The organism is Streptomyces sp. S.PB5 (assembly GCF_030403745.1).
Classification (GTDB): Bacteria; Actinomycetota; Actinomycetes; order Streptomycetales; family Streptomycetaceae; genus Streptomyces.
The window spans coordinates 421,618-440,363 of sequence record NZ_JAQMWP010000008.1; the positions used below are offsets into that span (position 1 = coordinate 421,618).

At 69.1% G+C, this 18,746-nt stretch carries 15 protein-coding genes; 1 reads left to right on the forward strand and 14 read right to left on the reverse strand.

Features of this window, described 5'->3' with window-relative positions; translation table 11 throughout:
- Positions 1 to 121 precede the first annotated feature (121 nt).
- On the reverse strand, positions 122 to 2,113 hold the full coding sequence (recQ, locus tag PH203_RS23190; protein WP_289922474.1) for a DNA helicase RecQ: 1,992 nt from the start codon (positions 2,111 to 2,113) through the stop codon (positions 122 to 124).
- 240 nt (positions 2,114 to 2,353) lie between these two features.
- On the opposite strand from recQ, the gene PH203_RS23195 reads away from it, so the two are divergent.
- Positions 2,354 to 2,938, forward strand: coding sequence for a hypothetical protein (locus tag PH203_RS23195; protein ID WP_289922334.1), 585 nt, complete (start codon positions 2,354 to 2,356; stop codon positions 2,936 to 2,938).
- 77 nt (positions 2,939 to 3,015) lie between these two features.
- On the opposite strand, the gene nuoN is transcribed toward PH203_RS23195, so the two are convergent.
- From nuoN to PH203_RS23260, 13 genes are read right to left on the reverse strand one after another with little or no spacing between them, the layout of a single operon-like run.
- Positions 3,016 to 4,665 carry an NADH-quinone oxidoreductase subunit NuoN gene (gene nuoN / locus PH203_RS23200; protein ID WP_289922335.1) on the reverse strand — a complete coding sequence of 550 codons (1,650 nt, stop codon included), beginning with the start codon at positions 4,663 to 4,665 and terminating at the stop codon, positions 3,016 to 3,018.
- On the reverse strand, positions 4,662 to 6,233 hold the full coding sequence (locus PH203_RS23205) for an NADH-quinone oxidoreductase subunit M (RefSeq protein ID WP_289922336.1): 1,572 nt from the start codon (positions 6,231 to 6,233) through the stop codon (positions 4,662 to 4,664). The genes nuoN and PH203_RS23205 overlap by 4 nt, the downstream gene beginning before the upstream one ends.
- Before the next feature lie 5 nt (positions 6,234 to 6,238).
- On the reverse strand, positions 6,239 to 8,203 hold the full coding sequence (gene nuoL, locus PH203_RS23210) for an NADH-quinone oxidoreductase subunit L (protein WP_289922337.1): 1,965 nt from the start codon (positions 8,201 to 8,203) through the stop codon (positions 6,239 to 6,241).
- Positions 8,204 to 8,217: 14 nt separating this feature from the next.
- Positions 8,218 to 8,517, reverse strand: a complete 300-nt coding sequence (gene nuoK, locus PH203_RS23215) for an NADH-quinone oxidoreductase subunit NuoK (protein WP_004927567.1) — start codon at positions 8,515 to 8,517, stop codon at positions 8,218 to 8,220.
- Positions 8,514 to 9,362, reverse strand: coding sequence for an NADH-quinone oxidoreductase subunit J (locus PH203_RS23220; protein ID WP_289922338.1), 849 nt, complete (start codon positions 9,360 to 9,362; stop codon positions 8,514 to 8,516). Before PH203_RS23220 ends, nuoK begins: the two co-directional genes overlap by 4 nt.
- Positions 9,359 to 10,009 carry an NADH-quinone oxidoreductase subunit NuoI gene (nuoI, locus tag PH203_RS23225; RefSeq protein ID WP_289922341.1) on the reverse strand — a complete coding sequence of 217 codons (651 nt, stop codon included), beginning with the start codon at positions 10,007 to 10,009 and terminating at the stop codon, positions 9,359 to 9,361. The genes PH203_RS23220 and nuoI overlap by 4 nt, the downstream gene beginning before the upstream one ends.
- On the reverse strand, positions 10,002 to 11,369 hold the full coding sequence (gene nuoH / locus PH203_RS23230; RefSeq protein WP_289922342.1) for an NADH-quinone oxidoreductase subunit NuoH: 1,368 nt from the start codon (positions 11,367 to 11,369) through the stop codon (positions 10,002 to 10,004). Before nuoH ends, nuoI begins: the two co-directional genes overlap by 8 nt.
- A complete protein-coding gene (locus tag PH203_RS23235) occupies positions 11,366 to 13,870 on the reverse strand; it encodes an NADH-quinone oxidoreductase subunit G (RefSeq protein WP_289922343.1) in 2,505 nt (834 codons plus the stop codon). The genes nuoH and PH203_RS23235 overlap by 4 nt, the downstream gene beginning before the upstream one ends.
- Positions 13,867 to 15,219 carry an NADH-quinone oxidoreductase subunit NuoF gene (gene nuoF / locus PH203_RS23240; protein WP_289922344.1) on the reverse strand — a complete coding sequence of 451 codons (1,353 nt, stop codon included), beginning with the start codon at positions 15,217 to 15,219 and terminating at the stop codon, positions 13,867 to 13,869. The genes PH203_RS23235 and nuoF overlap by 4 nt, the downstream gene beginning before the upstream one ends.
- Positions 15,216 to 16,103 (reverse strand): NADH-quinone oxidoreductase subunit NuoE, encoded by an 888-nt coding sequence (nuoE, locus tag PH203_RS23245; RefSeq protein ID WP_289922345.1) that lies wholly within the window; start codon positions 16,101 to 16,103, stop codon positions 15,216 to 15,218. The genes nuoF and nuoE overlap by 4 nt, the downstream gene beginning before the upstream one ends.
- Complete coding sequence (locus tag PH203_RS23250; protein ID WP_289922346.1) at positions 16,100 to 17,428, reverse strand: NADH-quinone oxidoreductase subunit D; 1,329 nt, start codon at positions 17,426 to 17,428, stop codon at positions 16,100 to 16,102. Before PH203_RS23250 ends, nuoE begins: the two co-directional genes overlap by 4 nt.
- Entirely contained in the window at positions 17,425 to 18,186 is a 762-nt protein-coding gene (locus tag PH203_RS23255) for an NADH-quinone oxidoreductase subunit C (protein ID WP_289922347.1), read from the reverse strand. Before PH203_RS23255 ends, PH203_RS23250 begins: the two co-directional genes overlap by 4 nt.
- Positions 18,183 to 18,737, reverse strand: a complete 555-nt coding sequence (locus PH203_RS23260; protein WP_003998928.1) for an NADH-quinone oxidoreductase subunit B — start codon at positions 18,735 to 18,737, stop codon at positions 18,183 to 18,185. The genes PH203_RS23255 and PH203_RS23260 overlap by 4 nt, the downstream gene beginning before the upstream one ends.
- Between the last annotated feature and the right edge of the window lie 9 nt (positions 18,738 to 18,746).

Here is an 18,746-nt window from a genome sequence, read left to right on the forward strand (position 1 = left end):
CGGCATCGGCATCACAATCGGCGTCGGCGTCGGTCCGTCCGACGTCACAGTCGGCTCCGGCGTCGCAGTGGACGTCGACGTCGGCATCCGTCCGGCGCCGCACCACGGGCGACACTCACCCCTATATCCAGTCCGGCTCCGGCTCCTCATCCATCTCGGGCCAGTCATCCGCACGAGGATCCACCTCGTCCTCGGGGTTCGGCGCCCCCGTGACCGGACCGCCGTCGCCGAGTCCGGCCAGGACCGCCAGCACGCCTTCCCCGTACGTCACCAGCTTCTTCTCGCCGACCCCGCCGACCGTCCCGAGCTGTGCCACCGACGTCGGCCACACGGTCACGATCTCCCGCAGCGTCGCGTCATGGAAGATCACGTACGCCGGGACACCCTGCTCCCGCGCCTGATCCGCACGCCAGGCGCGCAGCGCCTCGAAGGCCGGCAGCAGCGCCTCGGGCAATTCGGCCGCGGCTGCCTTGGCCTTGCCCCGTCCGGAGCTCGACGACCCGGCCCCCGACGCCGACCGCGAGGTCGCGGGCCGCTTCGGCTCCTTCCGCAGCGGAACGTCCCGCTCCCGCCGCAGTACCGCCCCGCTCGCCTCGGTCAGCACGAGCGTCCCGTAGTCCCCTTCGACCGCGAGGAGCCCCTGCGCCAGCAGCTGCCGCACGACACCCCGCCATTCGCCCTCGGACAGCTCCTCACCGATCCCGAACACAGACAGCTGGTCGTGGTCGAACTGGATGACCTTGCCCGTCCGCTTGCCGAGCAGGATGTCGACGATCTGTACCGCGCCGAACTTCTGACCGCGCTCGCGCTGCAGCCGCACCACCGTCGACAGCACCTTCTGCGCGGCGACCGTGCCGTCCATGGTCTCGGGCGGGGTGAGGCAGGTGTCGCAGTTGCCGCAGCCCGCCGGGTCGGGCTCCTGGCCGAAGTAGTTGAGCAGCTGCCCGCGCCGGCACTGGGCGGTCTCGCACAGCGCGAGCATCGCGTCCAGATGGGCGGCGGCCCGGCGGCGGAAGGCCTCGTCGCCCTCGCCGGACTGGATCAGCTTGCGCTGCTGTATGACGTCGTTGAGGCCGTAGGCCATCCAGGCCGTCGACGGCAGTCCGTCGCGTCCCGCACGGCCGGTCTCCTGGTAATACCCCTCGACCGACTTGGGCAGGTCGAGGTGGGCGACGAAGCGGACGTCCGGCTTGTCGATGCCCATGCCGAAGGCGATGGTCGCGCACACGACCAGGCCCTCCTCCCGCAGGAACCGCGACTGGTGTGCCGCACGCGTCCCCGCGTCCAGGCCCGCGTGATACGGCACCGCCTCGATGCCGTTCTTGCTCAGGAACTCCGCCGTCTTCTCCACCGAGTTGCGCGAGAGGCAGTACACGATGCCCGCGTCGCCCTCGTGCTCCTGCCGCAGGAAGCTCAGCAGCTGCTTCTTCGGGTCCGCCTTGGGCACGATCCGGTACTGGATGTTGGGCCGGTCGAAGCTCGCCACGAAGTGCCGGGCCGTCGGCATCTTCAGCCGCTGGGTGATCTCCTGGTGCGTCGCATGCGTGGCCGTCGCCGTGAGCGCGATCCGCGGGACGTCCGGCCAGCGCTCGCCGAGCAGGGAGAGCGACAGATAGTCGGGGCGGAAGTCGTGGCCCCACTGGGACACACAGTGCGCCTCGTCGATCGCGAAGACCGAGATCTTGCCGCGCGAGAGCAGGTCCAGCGTGGAGTCCAGCCGCAACCGCTCCGGCGCCAGATAGAGCAGGTCCAGCTCACCGGCGAGGAACTCGGCCTCCACCACCCGCCGCTCGTCGAAGTCCTGCGTGGAGTTCACGAACCCGGCGCGCACACCGAGCGCCCGCAGCGCGTCCACCTGGTCCTGCATCAGCGCGATCAGGGGCGAGACGACGATGCCCGTACCGGGTCTGACCAGGGCCGGGATCTGGTAGCACAGCGACTTCCCGCCGCCGGTCGGCATGAGGACGACCGCGTCCCCGCCGGCGACCACATGCTCGATGACCGCTTCCTGCTCACCGCGGAAGGCGTCGTACCCGAAGACCCTGTGGAGCGTGGCCAACGCCTCGCTCTCGGCTACCGCTGTCATTGCACCGATCCCGCCCGTCCCACCCATCGCCGTGTCCCCCGTCCGTCGCACCTCGACCACTGCCTCCACGATAGGGGCCCGCACCGACAGCGCCCGAGTTATCCACAGGCCCGCCCCATCACTCTGCGCGCCCACTCGAATGGCCCGCGTCATATGAAGGCCCGGCAGCCACCGGGACAGGCTGCTCGGGCGGGACAGAGGAGGCCCGCCCCGCGGACGGCGCGCCCCGCACAGGCGCGCCCCGCTTCCACTTCAAGGAGCCCCGCCATGCCCTCTCGGCCCCTCAAGGCCGCCGTCGCCGTGGCGATAGCCGGAGCCCTCTCCCTGACCGCGGCACCCGCGCAGGCGGCGCCAGAGCCCGACGACCAGATCTTCTGGGCGGGCCTGGCCAAGACCTACGCGGCCACCGCCGAGTACGCCTACGAGCCGTTCGCGGAGCCGGACGGCTACAAACGCCCGGACACCTGCGCCGAGCTGACCGGGACCGGCGGCATGGGGTACCACTACCTCAACATCGACAACGTCGGCCAGACCGATCCGGTGAAGCCCGCGGCCCTCCTCCACGAGGCCGACAGCACCAGGGAGCGCGACCTCGTCGCGGTGCAGTGGATCGTCGAGAACTCGGGCCCGGGCCCCGCTCCCACGATGTCCGCAGTGACGTTCGCCCCTGCCACGCCGCTGCCGCCGCCCCTGGATCCGAAGAAGACGTACTACACGCTCCACGCGTGGCTCTACAAGGACAACCTCGAGGGCCTGTTCGAGGCCTGGAACCCCGACGTGACCTGCACCCCGAAGGCCCCCACCGAGCCGGACCGGGTCCCCGACCTGGACTACATCGACTGGACCGGCTGAACACACACGAAGGCCCCGGCTCCCACGAAGGGAACCGGGGCCGCCGTACGAGCACCGTCGGTGCGCGCACCGCGCCGTCAGCGCACGAACACCCCCGCCTGATTGGCCAGGTCCAGGAAGTACTGCGGCGCCACGCCGAGCACCAGCGTGACCGCCACGCCGACCCCGATCGCCGCCATCGTCAGCGGCGACGGCACGGCCACGGTCGGTCCCTCGGGCCGCGGCTCGCTGAAGAACATCAGCACGATGACGCGGATGTAGAAGAACGCGGCGATCGCCGACGAGATCACACCGACCACGACCAGCGGCGCGGCCCCGCCCTCCGCCGCCGCCTTGAACACGGCGAACTTCCCGGCGAACCCGGAGGTCAGCGGGATACCGGCGAAGGCCAGCAGGAACACCGCGAACACGGCGGCGACCAGCGGCGAACGGCGGCCGAGACCGGCCCACTTGGACAGATGCGTCGCCTCACCGCCCGCATCGCGTACGAGCGTGACCACCGCGAACGCACCGATCGTCACGAACGAGTACGCGCCCAGGTAGAAGAGGACGGACGAGACACCGTCCGGCGTCGTCGCGATGACACCCGCGAGGATGAACCCGGCGTGCGCGATCGACGAGTACGCCAGCAGCCGCTTGATGTCGGTCTGCGTGATCGCGACGATCGCACCGCCGAGCATGGTGACGATCGCGACGCCCCACATGACCGGCCGCCAGTCCCAGCGCAGGCCCGGCAGGACGACGTACAGGATCCGCAGCAGCGCGCCGAACGCCGCTACCTTCGTCGCCGCCGCCATGAACCCGGTGACCGGCGTCGGCGCACCCTGGTACACGTCCGGCGTCCACATGTGGAACGGGACCGCGCCGACCTTGAACAGCAGGCCCATCACGATCATCGCGGCGCCGATCAGCAGCAGCGCGTCGTTGCCCATGGTGTCCGCGAGCGCCGGGTCGACCGTGCCGACCGTGCCGTCGACGACCTGCGCGATCGTCGCGTACGACACCGAGCCGGCGTACCCGTAGAGCAGCGCGATGCCGAACAGCGTGAACGCGGAGGCGAAGGCGCCGAGCAGGAAGTACTTGACCGCGGCCTCCTGCGACATGAGCCGCTTGCGGCGGGCCAGGGCGCACATCAAGTACAGCGGGAGCGAGAAGACTTCCAGGGCGATGAACAGGGTCAGCAGGTCGTTGGCCGCCGGGAAGATCAGCATGCCCGCGACGGCGAACAGCAGCAGCGGGAACACCTCGGTGGTGGTGAACCCGGCCTTGACCGCGGCTTTTTCGCTGTCGCTGCCCGGCACAGAGGCCGCCTGCGCGGCGAACGAGTCGACCCGGTTGCCGTGCGCCTCCGGGTCCAGCCTCCGCTCGGCGAAGGTGAACAGACCGACCAGGCCCGCCAGCAGGATCGTGCCCTGCAGGAAGAGCGCCGGCCCGTCGACGGCGATGGCGCCCATCGCCGCGATGCCCGCCTTGGTGGTGGCGTATCCGTTCGCCGCGAGCGCGACGACCGCGGCGAAGCCCGCGATCAGCGCCACGGCGGAGACGAACACCTGGGCGTAGTACCGCTGCTTGCGCGGTACCGCCGCCTCGATGAGCACTCCGATGATCGCCGCACCGACGACGATCAACGTGGGTGACAATTGTCCGTATTCGATCTTCGGCGTATCGATCTTCGAGATCGGATCGGCCGCGGTTGTCCACAGGCTGTGGACGGCTGACGCACTCACTTGGCCGCCTCCACCTCGGGCTGGGGGTCCTTCTTCTGTACGTCGGACATGGTCTGCTTGACCGCCGGGTTGACGATGTCCGTGACGGGCTTCGGGTAGACGCCCAGGAAGATCAGCAGTACGACCAGCGGCGCGACCACCACGAGTTCACGCACCCGGAGGTCGGGCATGGTCGCGACCTCGGGCTTCACCGGGCCCGTCATCGTCCGCTGGTAGAGGACGAGGGTGTAGAGCGCGGCGAGCACGATGCCGAAGGTGGCGATGATGCCGATCACCGGGTAGCTCGCGAACGTGCCGACCAGGACCAGGAATTCACTCACGAACGGCGCGAGCCCCGGCAGCGACAGCGTTGCGAGGCCACCGATCAGGAAGGTGCCGGCGAGCACCGGGGCCACCTTCTGCACACCGCCGTAGTCGGCGATGAGCCGCGACCCGCGCCGCGAGATCAGGAACCCGGCGACCAGCATCAACGCGGCGGTGGAAATACCGTGGTTGACCATGTAGAGCGTCGCACCGGACTGGCCCTGGCTGGTCATCGCGAAGATGCCCATGATGATGAAGCCGAAGTGCGAGATCGACGCGTACGCCACCAGCCGCTTGATGTCCCGCTGCCCGACGGCGAGCAGCGCCCCGTAGATGATGCTGATCAGCGCCAGGACGAGGATCGCGGGCGTCGCCCACTTGCTCGCCTCCGGGAACAGCTGGAGGCAGAAGCGGAGCATCGCGAAGGTGCCGACCTTGTCGACGACCGCCGTGATGAGGACGGCGACCGGGGCGGTGGCCTCCCCCATGGCGTTGGGCAGCCAGGTGTGCAGCGGCCACAGCGGCGCCTTCACCGCGAAGGCGAAGAAGAAACCGAGGAACAGCCAGCGTTCGGTGCTGGTCACCATGTCGAGCGAGCCGTTGGCGCGGGCCTCGGCGATCTCCGAGAGGGAGAAGCTCCCGGCGACCACGTAGAGGCCGATCACCGCGGCCAGCATGATCAGGCCGCCGACCAGGTTGTAGAGGAGGAACTTCACGGCGGCGTACGACCGTTGCGTCGACGCCGCCTCTTCACCGTGCTCGTGGGCGCGGTCCCCGAAGCCGCCGATGAGGAAGTACATCGGGATCAGCATGGCTTCGAAGAAGATGTAGAAGAGGAAGACGTCGGTGGCCTCGAAGGAGAGGATCACCATCGCCTCGACGGCCAGGATCAGGGCGAAGAAGCCCTGCGTCGGCCGCCACCTCTTGTTACCGGTCTCCAGCGGGTCGGCGTCGTGCCAGCCCGCGAGGATGATGAACGGGATCAGCAGCGCGGTGAGCGCCACCAGCGCCACCCCGATGCCGTCCACACCCAGCTCGTACCTGACCCCGAAGTCCTTGATCCAGGAGTGGGATTCGGTGAGCTGGTAGCGGTCGCCGTCCGGGTCGAAGCGGACCAGGACGATCGCGGCGAGCACGAGGGTCGCCAGCGAGACGAGCAGCGCGAGCCACTTGGCCGCGGTGCGTCGCGCGGCCGGTACGGCGGCCGTGGCGATCGCACCGATCGCCGGGAGCGCCGCCGTCGCTGTCAGCAGAGGAAAGGACATCGGTATCAGACCGCCCTCATCAGCAGGGTCGCGGCGATCAGCACTGCCGCACCGCCGAACATCGAGACCGCGTACGACCGCGCGAAGCCGTTCTGCAGCTTGCGCATCCGCCCGGAGAGGCCGCCGACCGAGGCCGCCGTGCCGTTGACGACTCCGTCGACCAGGGTGTGGTCGACGTACACCAGGGACCGCGTGAGGTGTTCGCCGCCGCGGACCAGGACGACGTGGTTGAAGTCGTCCTGGAGCAGGTCGCGCCGGGCGGCCCGGGTGAGCAGCGATCCGCGCGGGGCGACGACCGGGACCGGGCGGCGGCCGTACTGCAGGTAGGCGAAGGTGACGCCGATGACCATCACGGCGACCGTGGAAGCGGTGACCGTGGTCGCGCTGATCGGCGCATCGCCGTGGTCGTGCCCGGTGATGGGCTCCAGCCAGTGCAGGAAGCGGTCGCCGATGCCGAAGACGCCGCCCGCGAAGACCGAGCCGAAGGCCAGCACGATCATCGGGATCGTCATGGACTTGGGCGACTCGTGCGGGTGCGGTTCAGCGTGCTCGCCATGGTGCTCGGCGGCGGGCTCCGCGCTCGGCGCCTCGGGCGAGCGGGTGGGCTGGTTGCGCCAGCGCTCCTCCCCGAAGAACGTCATCAGCATCACGCGCGTCATGTAGTACGCCGTGATGGCCGCGCCCAGCAGGGCACAGGCTCCGAGGATCCAGCCCTCGGTGCCGCCCTTGGCGAAGGCCGCCTCGATGATCTTGTCCTTGGAGAAGAAGCCTGACAGACCGGGGAAGCCGATGATGGCGAGGTAGCCGAGGCCGAACGTCACGAAGGTGACCGGCATGTACTTGCGCAGGCCGCCGTACTTCCGCATGTCGACCTCGTCGTTCATGCCGTGCATGACCGAACCGGCCCCGAGGAACAGCCCGGCCTTGAAGAAGCCGTGCGTCACCAGGTGCATGATCGCGAAGACGTAGCCGATGGGGCCGAGACCCGCGGCGAGCACCATGTAGCCGATCTGCGACATGGTGGAGCCGGCCAGCGCCTTCTTGATGTCGTCCTTCGCGCAACCGACGATCGCACCGAACAGGAGCGTGACGGCACCGACGACGGTGACGACCAGCTGCGCGTCGGGGGCGAGGTTGAAGATGTTGGCGGAGCGGACGATCAGGTAGACGCCGGCGGTCACCATGGTCGCGGCGTGGATGAGGGCCGAGACCGGGGTCGGGCCCTCCATCGCGTCGCCGAGCCAGGACTGCAGCGGCACCTGGGCGGACTTGCCGCAGGCCGCGAGGAGCAGCATCAGGGCGATCCCGGTGAGTGTGGCCTCACCGGCGTCGCTCACCATGCCCGGCTCTTCGTGACTGCCGAGGACGGGGCCGAACGCGAAGGTCCCGAACGTCGTGAACATCAGCATGATCGCGATCGACAGGCCCATGTCGCCGACGCGGTTGACCAGGAAGGCCTTCTTCGCGGCGGTCGCGGCACTGGGCTTGTGCTGCCAGAAGCCGATCAGCAGATAGGAGGCGAGACCGACGCCCTCCCAGCCGACGTACAGCAGCAGGTAGTTGTCGGCGAGGACGAGCAGCAGCATCGCCGCGAGGAACAGGTTCAGATAGCCGAAGAAGCGGCGGCGCCGCTCGTCGTGCTCCATGTACCCCACGGAGTACAGGTGGATCAGCGAGCCGACGCCCGTGATCAGCAGCACGAACGTCATCGACAGCTGGTCGAGGCGGAAGGCGATGTCCGCCTGGAAGCCCTCGACCGGGACCCAGCTGAACAGATGGCTCGTCAGGGTCCGGTGTTCGGCGTCCTTGCCGAGCAGGTCGGCGAAGAGGATGGCACCGAACACGAAGGAGGCGCCGGCGAGGGTCGTGCCGATCCAGTGTCCTACGGCGTCCAGTCTCCGGCCGCCGGTGAGCAGGACCGCCGCTCCGAGCAGGGGCGCCGCGATCAGCAGCGCGATCAGGTTCTCCACGATTCAGCGACCCCTTACAGCTTCATCAGGCTGGCGTCGTCGACCGAGGCCGAGTGGCGGGAACGGAACAGGGACACGATGATCGCGAGCCCGACCACGACTTCCGCGGCGGCGACGACCATCGTGAAGAACGCGATGATCTGGCCGTCGAGATTGCCGTGCATCCGGGAGAAGGCGACGAAGGCGAGGTTGCAGGCGTTGAGCATGAGCTCGACGCACATGAACACCACGATCGCGTTGCGCCTGATCAGTACACCGGTGGCGCCGATCGTGAACAACAGGGCCGCGAGGTAGAGGTAGTTGACCGGATTCACTTCGACGCCTCCTCGGCCCGCTTGAGGTTCGCGGGTTCGACCGCGGTGCGCTCCAGGCGCTCCTCCGCGCGCTGCTCCAGCGCCCGGAGGTCGTTGAGCGCCTCGGCCGACACATCACGGATCTGGCCGCGCTCGCGCAGCGTCTTGCTGACCGTGAGCTCGGACGGGGTGCCGTCGGGCAGCAGGCCCGCGATGTCCACGGCGTTGTGCCGGGCGTACACGCCGGGCGCCGGCAGCGGCGGTACGTGCTTGCCCTCGCGCACCCGCTCCTCGGCCAGCTCGCGCTGGGTCTTGGCCCGCTCGGTGCGCTCGCGGTGGGTGAGCACCATGGCGCCGACGGCGGCCGTGATCAGCAGGGCGCCGGTGATCTCGAAGGCGAACACGTACTTGGTGAAGATGAGGGCGGCGAGACCCTCCACGTTGCCGTTCGCGTTCGCCTGCGCCAGGCCGTTGAACTCCGTCAGGGAGGCGTTGCCGATGCCGGCGACCAGCAGGATGCCGAAGCCCAGCCCGCACAGAAGGGCCAGCCAGCGCTGGCCCTTGATGGTCTCCTTCAGGGAGTCCGCGGCCGTGACGCCGACGAGCATCACCACGAACAGGAACAGCATCATGATCGCGCCGGTGTAGACGACGATCTGCACGACGCCCAGGAAGTAGGCGCCGTTGGCGAGGTAGAACACCGCAAGGATGATCATGGTCCCGGCGAGACAGAGCGCGCTGTGCACGGCCTTCTTCATGAAGACGGTGCACAGGGCGCCGATCACCGCGACGGTGCCGAGCACCCAGAACTGGAAGGCCTCGCCGGTGGAGGTGGAGTACGCGGCGAGCTGCGCGGGCGCGGTCATCGGCCGATCACCTTCTCCGACGCCGGCTCGTCCGGGCCGAAGGTGGACGCGGCCTCCTGGACCACCTCGCCCTTGGAGACGGCGACTTGCTGGACGGTGCCGGGCGCGGCCTCCGTCACCAGCCCCCGGTAGTAGTCCTGCTCGTCGGTCCCCGGGTAGATCGCGTGCGGGGAGTCGACCATGCCGTCTTCCAGACCGGCGAGCAGTTGCTCCTTGGTGTAGATCAGGTTCGCGCGGCTGGAGTCGGCGAGCTCGAACTCGTTGGTCATCGTCAACGCGCGCGTGGGGCACGCCTCGATGCACAGACCGCACAGGATGCAGCGGGCGTAGTTGATCTGGTAGACGCGCCCGTACCGCTCGCCCGGCGAGTAGCGCTCCTCGTCGGTGTTGTCCGCGCCCTCGACGTAGATCGCGTCGGCGGGGCAGGCCCAGGCGCACAGCTCGCAGCCGACGCACTTCTCCAGGCCGTCCGGATGGCGGTTGAGCTGGTGCCGTCCGTGGAAACGGGGAGCGGTGGTCTTCTCCTGCTCCGGGTACTGCTCGGTCAGCCGCTTCTTGAACATGGCCTTGAAGGTCACGCCGAAGCCGGCCACGGGGTTCTGGAAGCCAGGCTTTGTCTGCCCGGACTCCTTGGGCTCCTCAGCCATCGGACGCCTCCTTTCCATCCAGAGATCCGTCGTCACTCTGAGTATTCACTCCGCCACTGACAATCAGCTCCCGCTCCCGGCGCGAACGGCGCCTGGGCACGGGCGGCAACTCCTGTCCGGGCAGCGGCGGTACGGGGAATCCGCCGGCCAGCGGGTCGAACCCGGCCGGTTCCTCGACAGGCCGCTCGGCCGTCTTCGTCTTGTCGCGGAAGATGTCGACGACGAAGGAGAGCAGCAGCAGGGCGATGACACCGCCGCCGATGTAGAGGGCGATGTCGGCGAAGTCGTAGTTCTCGTTGCGCAGGGTCCGCACGGTCGCGACGAGCATCAGCCAGACGACGGAGACCGGGATCAGGACCTTCCAGCCGAGCTTCATCAGCTGGTCGTAGCGGACGCGGGGAAGCGTGCCGCGCAGCCAGATGAAGAAGAACAGCAGCAGCTGGACCTTGATCACGAACCAGAGCAGCGGCCACCAGCCGTGGTTCGCGCCCTCCCAGAAGGTGCTGACCGGCCACGGGGCCCGCCAGCCGCCGAGGAAGAGCGTCACGGACACCGCCGAGACCGTCACCATGTTCACGTACTCGGCGAGCATGAACATCGCGAACTTGATCGACGAGTACTCGGTGTTGAAGCCGCCGACCAGGTCACCCTCGGACTCCGGCATGTCGAAGGGGGCGCGGTTGGTCTCGCCCACCATCGTGACGATGTAGATCACGAAGGAGACCGGCAGCAGGATGACGTACCAGCGGTCCTGCTGCGCCTCGACGATCGCCGAGGTCGACATCGAACCGGAGTAGAGGAACACCGAGGCGAACGCGGCGCCCATGGCGATCTCGTACGAGATCATCTGCGCGCAGGAGCGCAGGCCGCCGAGGAGCGGGTAGGTGGATCCGGAACTCCAGCCCGCGAGCACGATGCCGTAGATACCGACCGAGGCGACCGCGAGGATGTAGAGCATCGCGATCGGCAGGTCGGTGAGCTGCATCGCGGTGCGGTGGCCGAAGATCGAGATCTCGTTGCCGGCCGGGCCGAAGGGGATCACCGCGATCGCCATGAAGGCCGGGATGGCCGCGACGATCGGCGCGAGGACGTAGACGACCTTGTCCGCGCGCTTGACGATGACGTCTTCCTTCAGCATCAGCTTGATGCCGTCGGCGAGCGACTGGAGCATGCCCCAGGGGCCGTGCCGGTTGGGGCCGATGCGCAGCTGCATCCAGGCGACGACCTTGCGCTCCCAGACGATGGAGAACAGCACGGTCACCATCAGGAACGCGAAGCAGAAGACGGCCTTGATGACGACGAGCCACCAGGGGTCGGTGCCGAACATCGAGAGGTCTTCCGCCGCGAGGTACGGGCTCATGCCTCCACCTCCTTGGGGGCTTCGGCGACGAGCGTCGCCGGGCCGATGCGGACCAGGGAGCCGGGCACCACTCCGGCGTCGGAGGCGACGCCCCCGCCCGTGGAGTTCAGCGGGAGCCAGACCACACGGTCGGGCATCTCGGTGATCTGCAGCGGGAGTTCGACGGATCCGGCGGGACCGGTCACGGCGAGCACATCGCCGTCCTTGACCCCTGCCTCGGCGGCCGTGGCGGCCGACACGCGCGCGTGGGCCGCGTGTCGCGTCCCGGCGAGCGCCTCGTCACCCTCCTGGAGGCGCCCCTGGTCCAGCAGCAGCCGGTGCCCGGCGAGGACGGCCTCCCCGGCGGCCGGACGCGGCAACTGGGCCGCGGTCTCCAGCGGTTCGGTGGCCCGCGGCCCGTCCCAGGCACCGAGCCGGTCGATCTCGCCGCGCACGGTCCGCAGGTCGGGAAGACCCAGGTGTACGTCCATGGCGTCGGCCAGCATCTGCAGCACGCGCGCGTCGGTGGGCGCGAGGCGGCGGGTCATCTGGTCCGGCTTGAGGGCGGTCTCGAAGAAGCGCACCCGGCCCTCCCAGTTGAGGAAGGTGCCGGCCTTCTCGGCGACCGCGGCGACGGGAAGGACGACGTCCGCGAGCTCGGTGACCTCGCTGGGCCGCAGCTCCAGCGACACCAGGAAGCCGGCCTCGTGAAGTGCTTCACGCGCGCGTGCCGGGTCGGGCAGGTCGGCGACCTCGACGCCTGCGACGAGAAGCGCCTGGAGTTCGCCGGTGGCGGCGGCCTCGACGATCTGTGTGGTGTCCCGGCCGTAGCGGTGCGGGAGTTCGGCGACGCCCCAGGCGGCGGCTACCTCCTCACGCGCGCGCGGGTCGGTCGCCGGACGCCCGCCCGGCAGCAGCGACGGCAGGGCACCGGCCTCGACGGCACCGCGCTCCCCTGCCCGCCGCGGGATCCACGCCAGCCGCGCGCCGGTCGCGGATGCGGCCCGTACGGCGGCCGTCAGTCCGCCCGCCACGGCGGCCAGCCGCTCGCCGACGACGATCACCGCGCCCTCGGCACGCAGCGCCTCGGAGGCCTTCGCCCCGTCCTCGTCCAGGCCGACCCCGCCCGCGAGCGCGTCCAGCCACTCGGTCTCGGTACCGGGGGCGGCGGGAAGCAGCGTGCCGCCGGCCTTCTCCAGGCCGCGCGTCGCGTGCGTGGCCAGCGAGAACACCTTCTGCCCGTGCCCCCGCCAGGCCTTGCGCAGCCTCAGGAAGACGCCGGGCGCCTCCTCCTCGGCCTCGAACCCGACCAGCAGAACGGCGGGCGCCTTCTCCAGCGCGGTGTAGGTGACGCCCGTACCGTCGAGGTCGCGGCCGCGTCCGGCGACCCGCGCGGCGAGGAAGTCGGCCTCCTCACCGCTGTGCACGCGCGTGCGGAAGTCGATGTCGTTGGTGTCGAGCGCCACGCGCGCGAACTTGCTGTACGCGTAGGCGTCCTCGATGGTGAGGCGGCCGCCGGTCAGCACGCCGGTGCGGCCGCGCGAGGCGAGCAGCCCCTGTGCGGCGATCTCCAGCGCCTCGGGCCAGGAGGCCGGGACGAGTTCGCCCTCGGGATTGCGGATCAGCGGCGTCTCCAGGCGGTCGCGCTGCTGCGCGTACCGGAAGCCGAAGCGCCCCTTGTCGCAGATCCACTCCTCGTTGACCTCGGGCTCGTTGGCCGCGAGGCGCCGCATGACCTTGCCGCGCCGATGGTCGGTGCGGGTGGCGCAACCGCCGGAGCAGTGCTCGCACACGCTCGGCGACGACACCAGGTCGAAGGGGCGGGAGCGGAAGCGGTACGCCGCCGAGGTGAGCGCGCCCACCGGGCAGATCTGGATGGTGTTACCGGAGAAGTACGACTCGAAGGGGTCGCCCTCACCGGTGCCGACCTGCTGGAGCGCACCCCGCTCGATCAGCTCGATCATCGGGTCGCCCGCGACCTGGTTGGAGAACCGGGTGCAGCGGGCGCACAGCACGCACCGCTCGCGGTCGAGCAGCACCTGCGTGGAGATCGGCACGGGCTTCTCGTACGTCCGCTTCTTTCCTTCGAAGCGGGACTCGGCCTGGCCGTGCGACATGGCCTGGTTCTGCAGGGGGCACTCGCCGCCCTTGTCGCAGACCGGGCAGTCGAGGGGGTGGTTGATGAGGAGGAGCTCCATCACACCGTGCTGGGCCTTCTCGGCGACCGGCGAGGTGAGGTGGGTCTTCACCACCATTCCGTCGGTGCAGGTAATGGTGCAGGAGGCCATCGGCTTGCGCTGGCCCTCGACCTCGACGATGCACTGGCGGCAGGCGCCGGCCGGGTCGAGCAGAGGGTGGTCGCAAAAGCGCGGGATCTCGATGCCGAGCTGCTCGGCGGCGCGGATGACCAGGGTGCCCTTGGGCACGCTGATCTCCACACCGTCGATCGTCAGCGAGACGAGATCCTCCGGCGGGACCGCCGCCTCGCCCCCTCCCGAGGGAGCGTTGGTGGTCACCGTCATGCGTTCACCTCCGTGCGGGAGTCGGCCCAGACCGTGGACTTGGCCGGGTCGAAGGGGCAGCCGCGGCCCGTGATGTGCTGCTCGTACTCCTCGCGGAAGTACTTGAGCGAGGAGAAGATCGGCGAGGCGGCGCCGTCGCCGAGGGCGCAGAAGGACTTGCCGTTGATGTTGTCGGCGATGTCGTTCAGCTTGTCGAGGTCGGACATGACGCCCTTGCCGGCCTCGATGTCGCGCAGCAACTGCACGAGCCAGTACGTGCCTTCGCGGCAGGGTGTGCACTTGCCGCAGGACTCGTGGGCGTAGAACTCGGTCCAGCGGGTGACGGCGCGGACGACGCAGGTCGTCTCGTCGAAGCACTGCAGGGCCTTGGTGCCGAGCATGGAACCCGCGGCACCGACTCCCTCGTAGTCGAGGGGGACGTCGAGGTGCTCCTCGGTGAACATCGGCGTCGAAGAGCCGCCCGGCGTCCAGAACTTGAGCCGGTGGCCCGGCCGCATGCCGCCGCTCATTTCAAGGAGCTGGCGGAGCGTGATGCCGAGCGGGGCCTCGTACTGGCCGGGGCTGGCGACATGGCCGCTGAGCGAGTAGAGCGTGAAGCCCGGGGACTTCTCGCTGCCCATCGACCTGAACCAGTCTTTTCCTTTTTGCAGGATCGCGGGAACCGACGCGATCGACTCGACGTTATTCACCACAGTCGGGCACGCATAGAGGCCCGCGACGGCAGGGAAAGGGGGACGGAGCCGCGGTTGACCCCGGCGGCCTTCGAGCGAGTCGAGCAGTGCGGTCTCCTCACCGCAGATGTACGCGCCTGCGCCCGCGTGCACGGTGAGTTCCAGGTTGAGCCCGCTGCCCAGGATGTTCTCGCCGAGGTAGCCCGCCTCATAAGCCTCGCGCACGGCCTCGTGCAACCGCCGCAGTACTGGGACGACTTCACCCCGCAGATAGATGAAGGCATGCGACGACCTGATGGCATAACACGCGATGACAATGCCCTCGATGAGGCTGTGCGGGTTCGCGAACAGGAGCGGGATGTCCTTACAGGTCCCCGGCTCCGATTCGTCGGCGTTGACAACTAGATAGTGCGGCTTTCCATCACCCTGGGGAATGAACTGCCATTTCATTCCCGTGGGGAATCCCGCGCCGCCGCGGCCGCGCAGACCGGAGTCCTTGACGTACGCGATCAGGTCGTCCGGCGACATGGCGAGCGCCTTGCGGAGCCCCTCGTACCCTTCGTGCCTCCTGTAGACGTCCAGAGACCAGGACTTGTCCTCGTCCCAGAAGGCCGACAGCACGGGTGCGAGCAGCTTCTCGGGGCTGTTGTTCTTGAGTTCGGGTGCCAAGGTCATCACTCCCCCTCCTCGGCGGCGGGCCCTGCCGGATGGGCTGGGTCGGAGGCCGATGTGTCCTGTGGCGCATCGTGTGAGCTCAGATGCTCGGTCGGCGACGGCTCGTGCACGGCGTCGTCCTGCGGCTCCCGGTCCTGCGGCTCGTCGTGCGGACCGCCGTCGCGCGGATGGACCACGCGCGCGGGTGCGGCCTCTCCCCTGGCCAGGCGGAGGCCCACCAGCGACGCGGGTCCCGCACCGCCGCTTGCCTCGACGGCCCCTGGCCGCTCGTCGGGGAAGCCGGCGAGGATCCGCGCGGTCTCCTTGAAGGTGCACAGCGGCGCCCCGCGCGTGGGCTCGACCGGTCGTCCCGCGCGCAGGTCGTCGACGAGACGCTTGGCGCTGCCCGGGGTCTGGTTGTCGAAGAACTCCCAGTTGACCATCACGACGGGTGCGAAGTCGCAGGCCGCGTTGCACTCGATGTGCTCCAGCGTGACCTTGCCGTCGTCGGTGGTCTCGCCGTTGCCGACACCGAGGTGCTCCTGCAGCTCCTCGAAGATCGCGTCGCCGCCCATCACCGCGCACAGCGTGTTGGTGCAGACGCCCACCTGGTAGTCGCCGCTCGGCTTGCGCCGGTACATGGTGTAGAAGGTGGCGACCGCGGTGACCTCGGCCGTGGTCAGGCCGAGCACGTCCGCGCAGAACTGCATCCCGGTGCGCGTGACGTGGCCCTCCTCCGACTGCACGAGATGCAGCAACGGAAGGAGCGCGGAGCGGGAGTCGGGGTAGCGGGCGATGACCTCGCGCGCGTCCGCCTCCAGACGGGCCCGGACGTCGTCCGGGTAGGCGGGCGCGGGCAGTTCGGGCATGCCCAGGCTGACGCCCCGCTCGGAAGAAGAGGTGGTCACCGGTCGACGCCTCCCATCACGGGGTCGATGGATGCGACGGCGACGATGACGTCGGCGACCTGGCCGCCCTCGCACATCGCCGCCATGGCCTGCAGGTTGGTGAAGGACGGGTCCCGGAAGTGGACCCGGAAGGGGCGGGTGCCGCCGTCGGACACGGCGTGCACCCCGAGTTCGCCCTTGGGTGACTCGACGGCCGCGTACGCCTGTCCCGGCGGGACGCGGAAGCCCTCGGTGACCAGCTTGAAGTGGTGGATCAGGGCCTCCATGGAGGTGCCCATGATCTTCTTGATGTGGTCGAGGGAGTTGCCGAGCCCGTCGGGGCCGAGGGCGAGCTGGGCGGGCCAGGCGATCTTCTTGTCGGCGACCATGACCGGGCCGGGCTGGAGCCTGTCCAGGCACTGCTCGACGATGCGCAGCGACTGGCGCATCTCCTCCAGGCGGATGAGGAAGCGGCCGTAGGAGTCGCAGGTGTCGGCGGTCGGGACCTCGAAGTCGTAGGTCTCGTAGCCCGAGTACGGCTGCGTCTTGCGCAGGTCGTGCGGGAGGCCGGTGGAGCGCAGGATCGGGCCGGTGGCGCCGAGGGCCATGCAGCCGGCCAGGTCGAGATAGCCGACGTCCTGCATACGCGCCTTGAAGATGGGGTTCCCGGTGGCGAGCTTGTCGTACTCCGGGAGGTTCTTCTTCATCTTCTTCACGAACTCGCGGATCTGGTCCACCGCGCCGGGCGGCAGGTCCTGGGCGAGTCCGCCGGGGCGGATGTACGCGTGGTTCATCCTGAGGCCCGTGATGAGCTCGTAGATGTCGAGAATCATTTCACGATCACGGAATCCGTAGATCATGATCGTGGTGGCGCCGAGTTCCATGCCGCCGGTGGCGATGCAGACCAGGTGCGAGGAGAGCCGGTTCAGCTCCATCAGGAGCACCCGGATGATCTTGGCCCGCTCGGTGATCTGGTCCTCGATGCCGAGGAGCTTCTCGACGGCGAGACAGTAGGCGGTCTCGTTGAAGAAGGACGTCAGGTAGTCCATGCGCGTCACGAACGTGGTGCCCTGCGTCCACGTGCGGAACTCGAGGTTCTTCTCGATGCCGGTGTGGAGGTAGCCGATGCCGCAGCGGGCCTCGGTGACCGTCTCGCCGTCGATCTCCAGGATCAGGCGGAGCACTCCGTGGGTGGAGGGGTGCTGGGGGCCCATGTTGAGGACGATGCGCTCGTCGTCGGCGCGGGCCGCGGCCTGGACGACCTCGTCCCAGTCGCCACCGGTGACCGTGTAGACGGTGCCTTCGGTGGTCTCCCTCGCCGAGGCGGATGCGTGCGATGTGCTCACGAGTACGACCTCCGCTGGTCCGGAGCCGGGATCTGGGCGCCCTTGTACTCGACGGGGATGCCGCCGAGGGGGTAGTCCTTGCGCTGCGGGTGGCCCTGCCAGTCGTCCGGCATCATGATCCGCGTCAGGGCCGGGTGACCGTCGAAGACGATCCCGAAGAAGTCGTAGGTCTCGCGCTCGTGCCAGTCGTTGGTCGGGTACACCGACACCAGCGACGGGATCTTCGGGTCGCTGTCCGGGGCGCTGACCTCCAGGCGGATCAGCCGGTTGTGGGTGATCGAGCGCAGGTGGTAGACGGCGTGCAGCTCGCGTCCCTTGTCGTGCGGGTAGTGCACTCCGCTGACGCCGGTGCAGAGCTCGAAGCGCAGGGCCGGGTCGTCGCGCAGGGTGCGGGCGACGCGGAGCAGGTGCTCGCGCTCGATGTGGAAGGTGAGCTCGCCGCGGTCGACGACCGTCTTCTCGATGGCGTTGTCGGGGAGCAGTCCCTGCTCCTCCAGCGCGCCCTCCAGCTCGTCGGCGACCTCGTCGAACCAACCGCCGTAGGGGCGTGTGGCCGCCCCCGGAAGCCGGATGGAGCGGACCAGGCCGCCGTAGCCGGAGGTGTCGCCGCCCTTGTCGGCGCCGAACATGCCGCGCTGGACGCGGATCTCCTCGCCGCCCTGACCGCGCTGGCCGGGGAGGTTGGAGGCGGAGAGGTCCTTCTCGGGGTTGACCCCGTTCGACCCGTTCGCCCCGTTGGTGCCGTTCGCGTCACTCACCGCAGCAGCCCCTTCATCTCGATCGTGGGCAGGGCCTTGAGCGCCGCTTCCTCCGCCTCGCGAGCCGCCTCCTCGGCGTTCACGCCGAGCTTGGAGGTCTGGATCTTCTGGTGGAGCTTGAGGATGGCGTCCATCAGCATCTCGGGCCGCGGCGGGCAGCCGGGCAGATAAATGTCGACGGGGACGATGTGGTCGACGCCCTGGACGATCGCGTAGTTGTTGAACATGCCGCCCGAGGAGGCACAGACCCCCATGGAGATGACCCACTTGGGGTTCGGCATCTGGTCGTAGACCTGCCGCAGCACCGGTGCCATCTTCTGACTGACCCGACCGGCGACGATCATGAGGTCGGCCTGGCGGGGTGAGCCGCGGAAGACCTCCATGCCGAAGCGGGCCAGGTCGTAGCGTCCGGCGCCGGTGGTCATCATCTCGATGGCACAGCAGGCGAGGCCGAAGGTGGCCGGGAAGACGGACGCCTTGCGCACCCAGCCCGCGGCCTGCTCGACGGTGGTCAGCAGGAAACCGCTCGGCAGCTTTTCTTCGAGTCCCATGAGTTAAAG

Bases quoted from the DNA above. Each gene is read 5' to 3' on its own strand.
- recQ (WP_289922474.1), bottom strand. From the start codon at position 2,113: ATGGGTGGGACGGGCGGGATCGGTGCAATGACAGCGGTAGCCGAGAGC.
- PH203_RS23195 (WP_289922334.1), top strand. From the start codon at position 2,354: ATGCCCTCTCGGCCCCTCAAGGCCGCCGTCGCCGTGGCGATAGCCGGA.
- PH203_RS23205 (WP_289922336.1), bottom strand. From the start codon at position 6,233: ATGTCCTTTCCTCTGCTGACAGCGACGGCGGCGCTCCCGGCGATCGGT.
- PH203_RS23220 (WP_289922338.1), bottom strand. From the start codon at position 9,362: ATGACCGCGCCCGCGCAGCTCGCCGCGTACTCCACCTCCACCGGCGAG.
- nuoI (WP_289922341.1), bottom strand. From the start codon at position 10,009: ATGGCTGAGGAGCCCAAGGAGTCCGGGCAGACAAAGCCTGGCTTCCAG.
- nuoH (WP_289922342.1), bottom strand. From the start codon at position 11,369: ATGAGCCCGTACCTCGCGGCGGAAGACCTCTCGATGTTCGGCACCGAC.
- PH203_RS23235 (WP_289922343.1), bottom strand. From the start codon at position 13,870: ATGACGGTGACCACCAACGCTCCCTCGGGAGGGGGCGAGGCGGCGGTC.
- PH203_RS23260 (WP_003998928.1), bottom strand. From the start codon at position 18,737: ATGGGACTCGAAGAAAAGCTGCCGAGCGGTTTCCTGCTGACCACCGTC.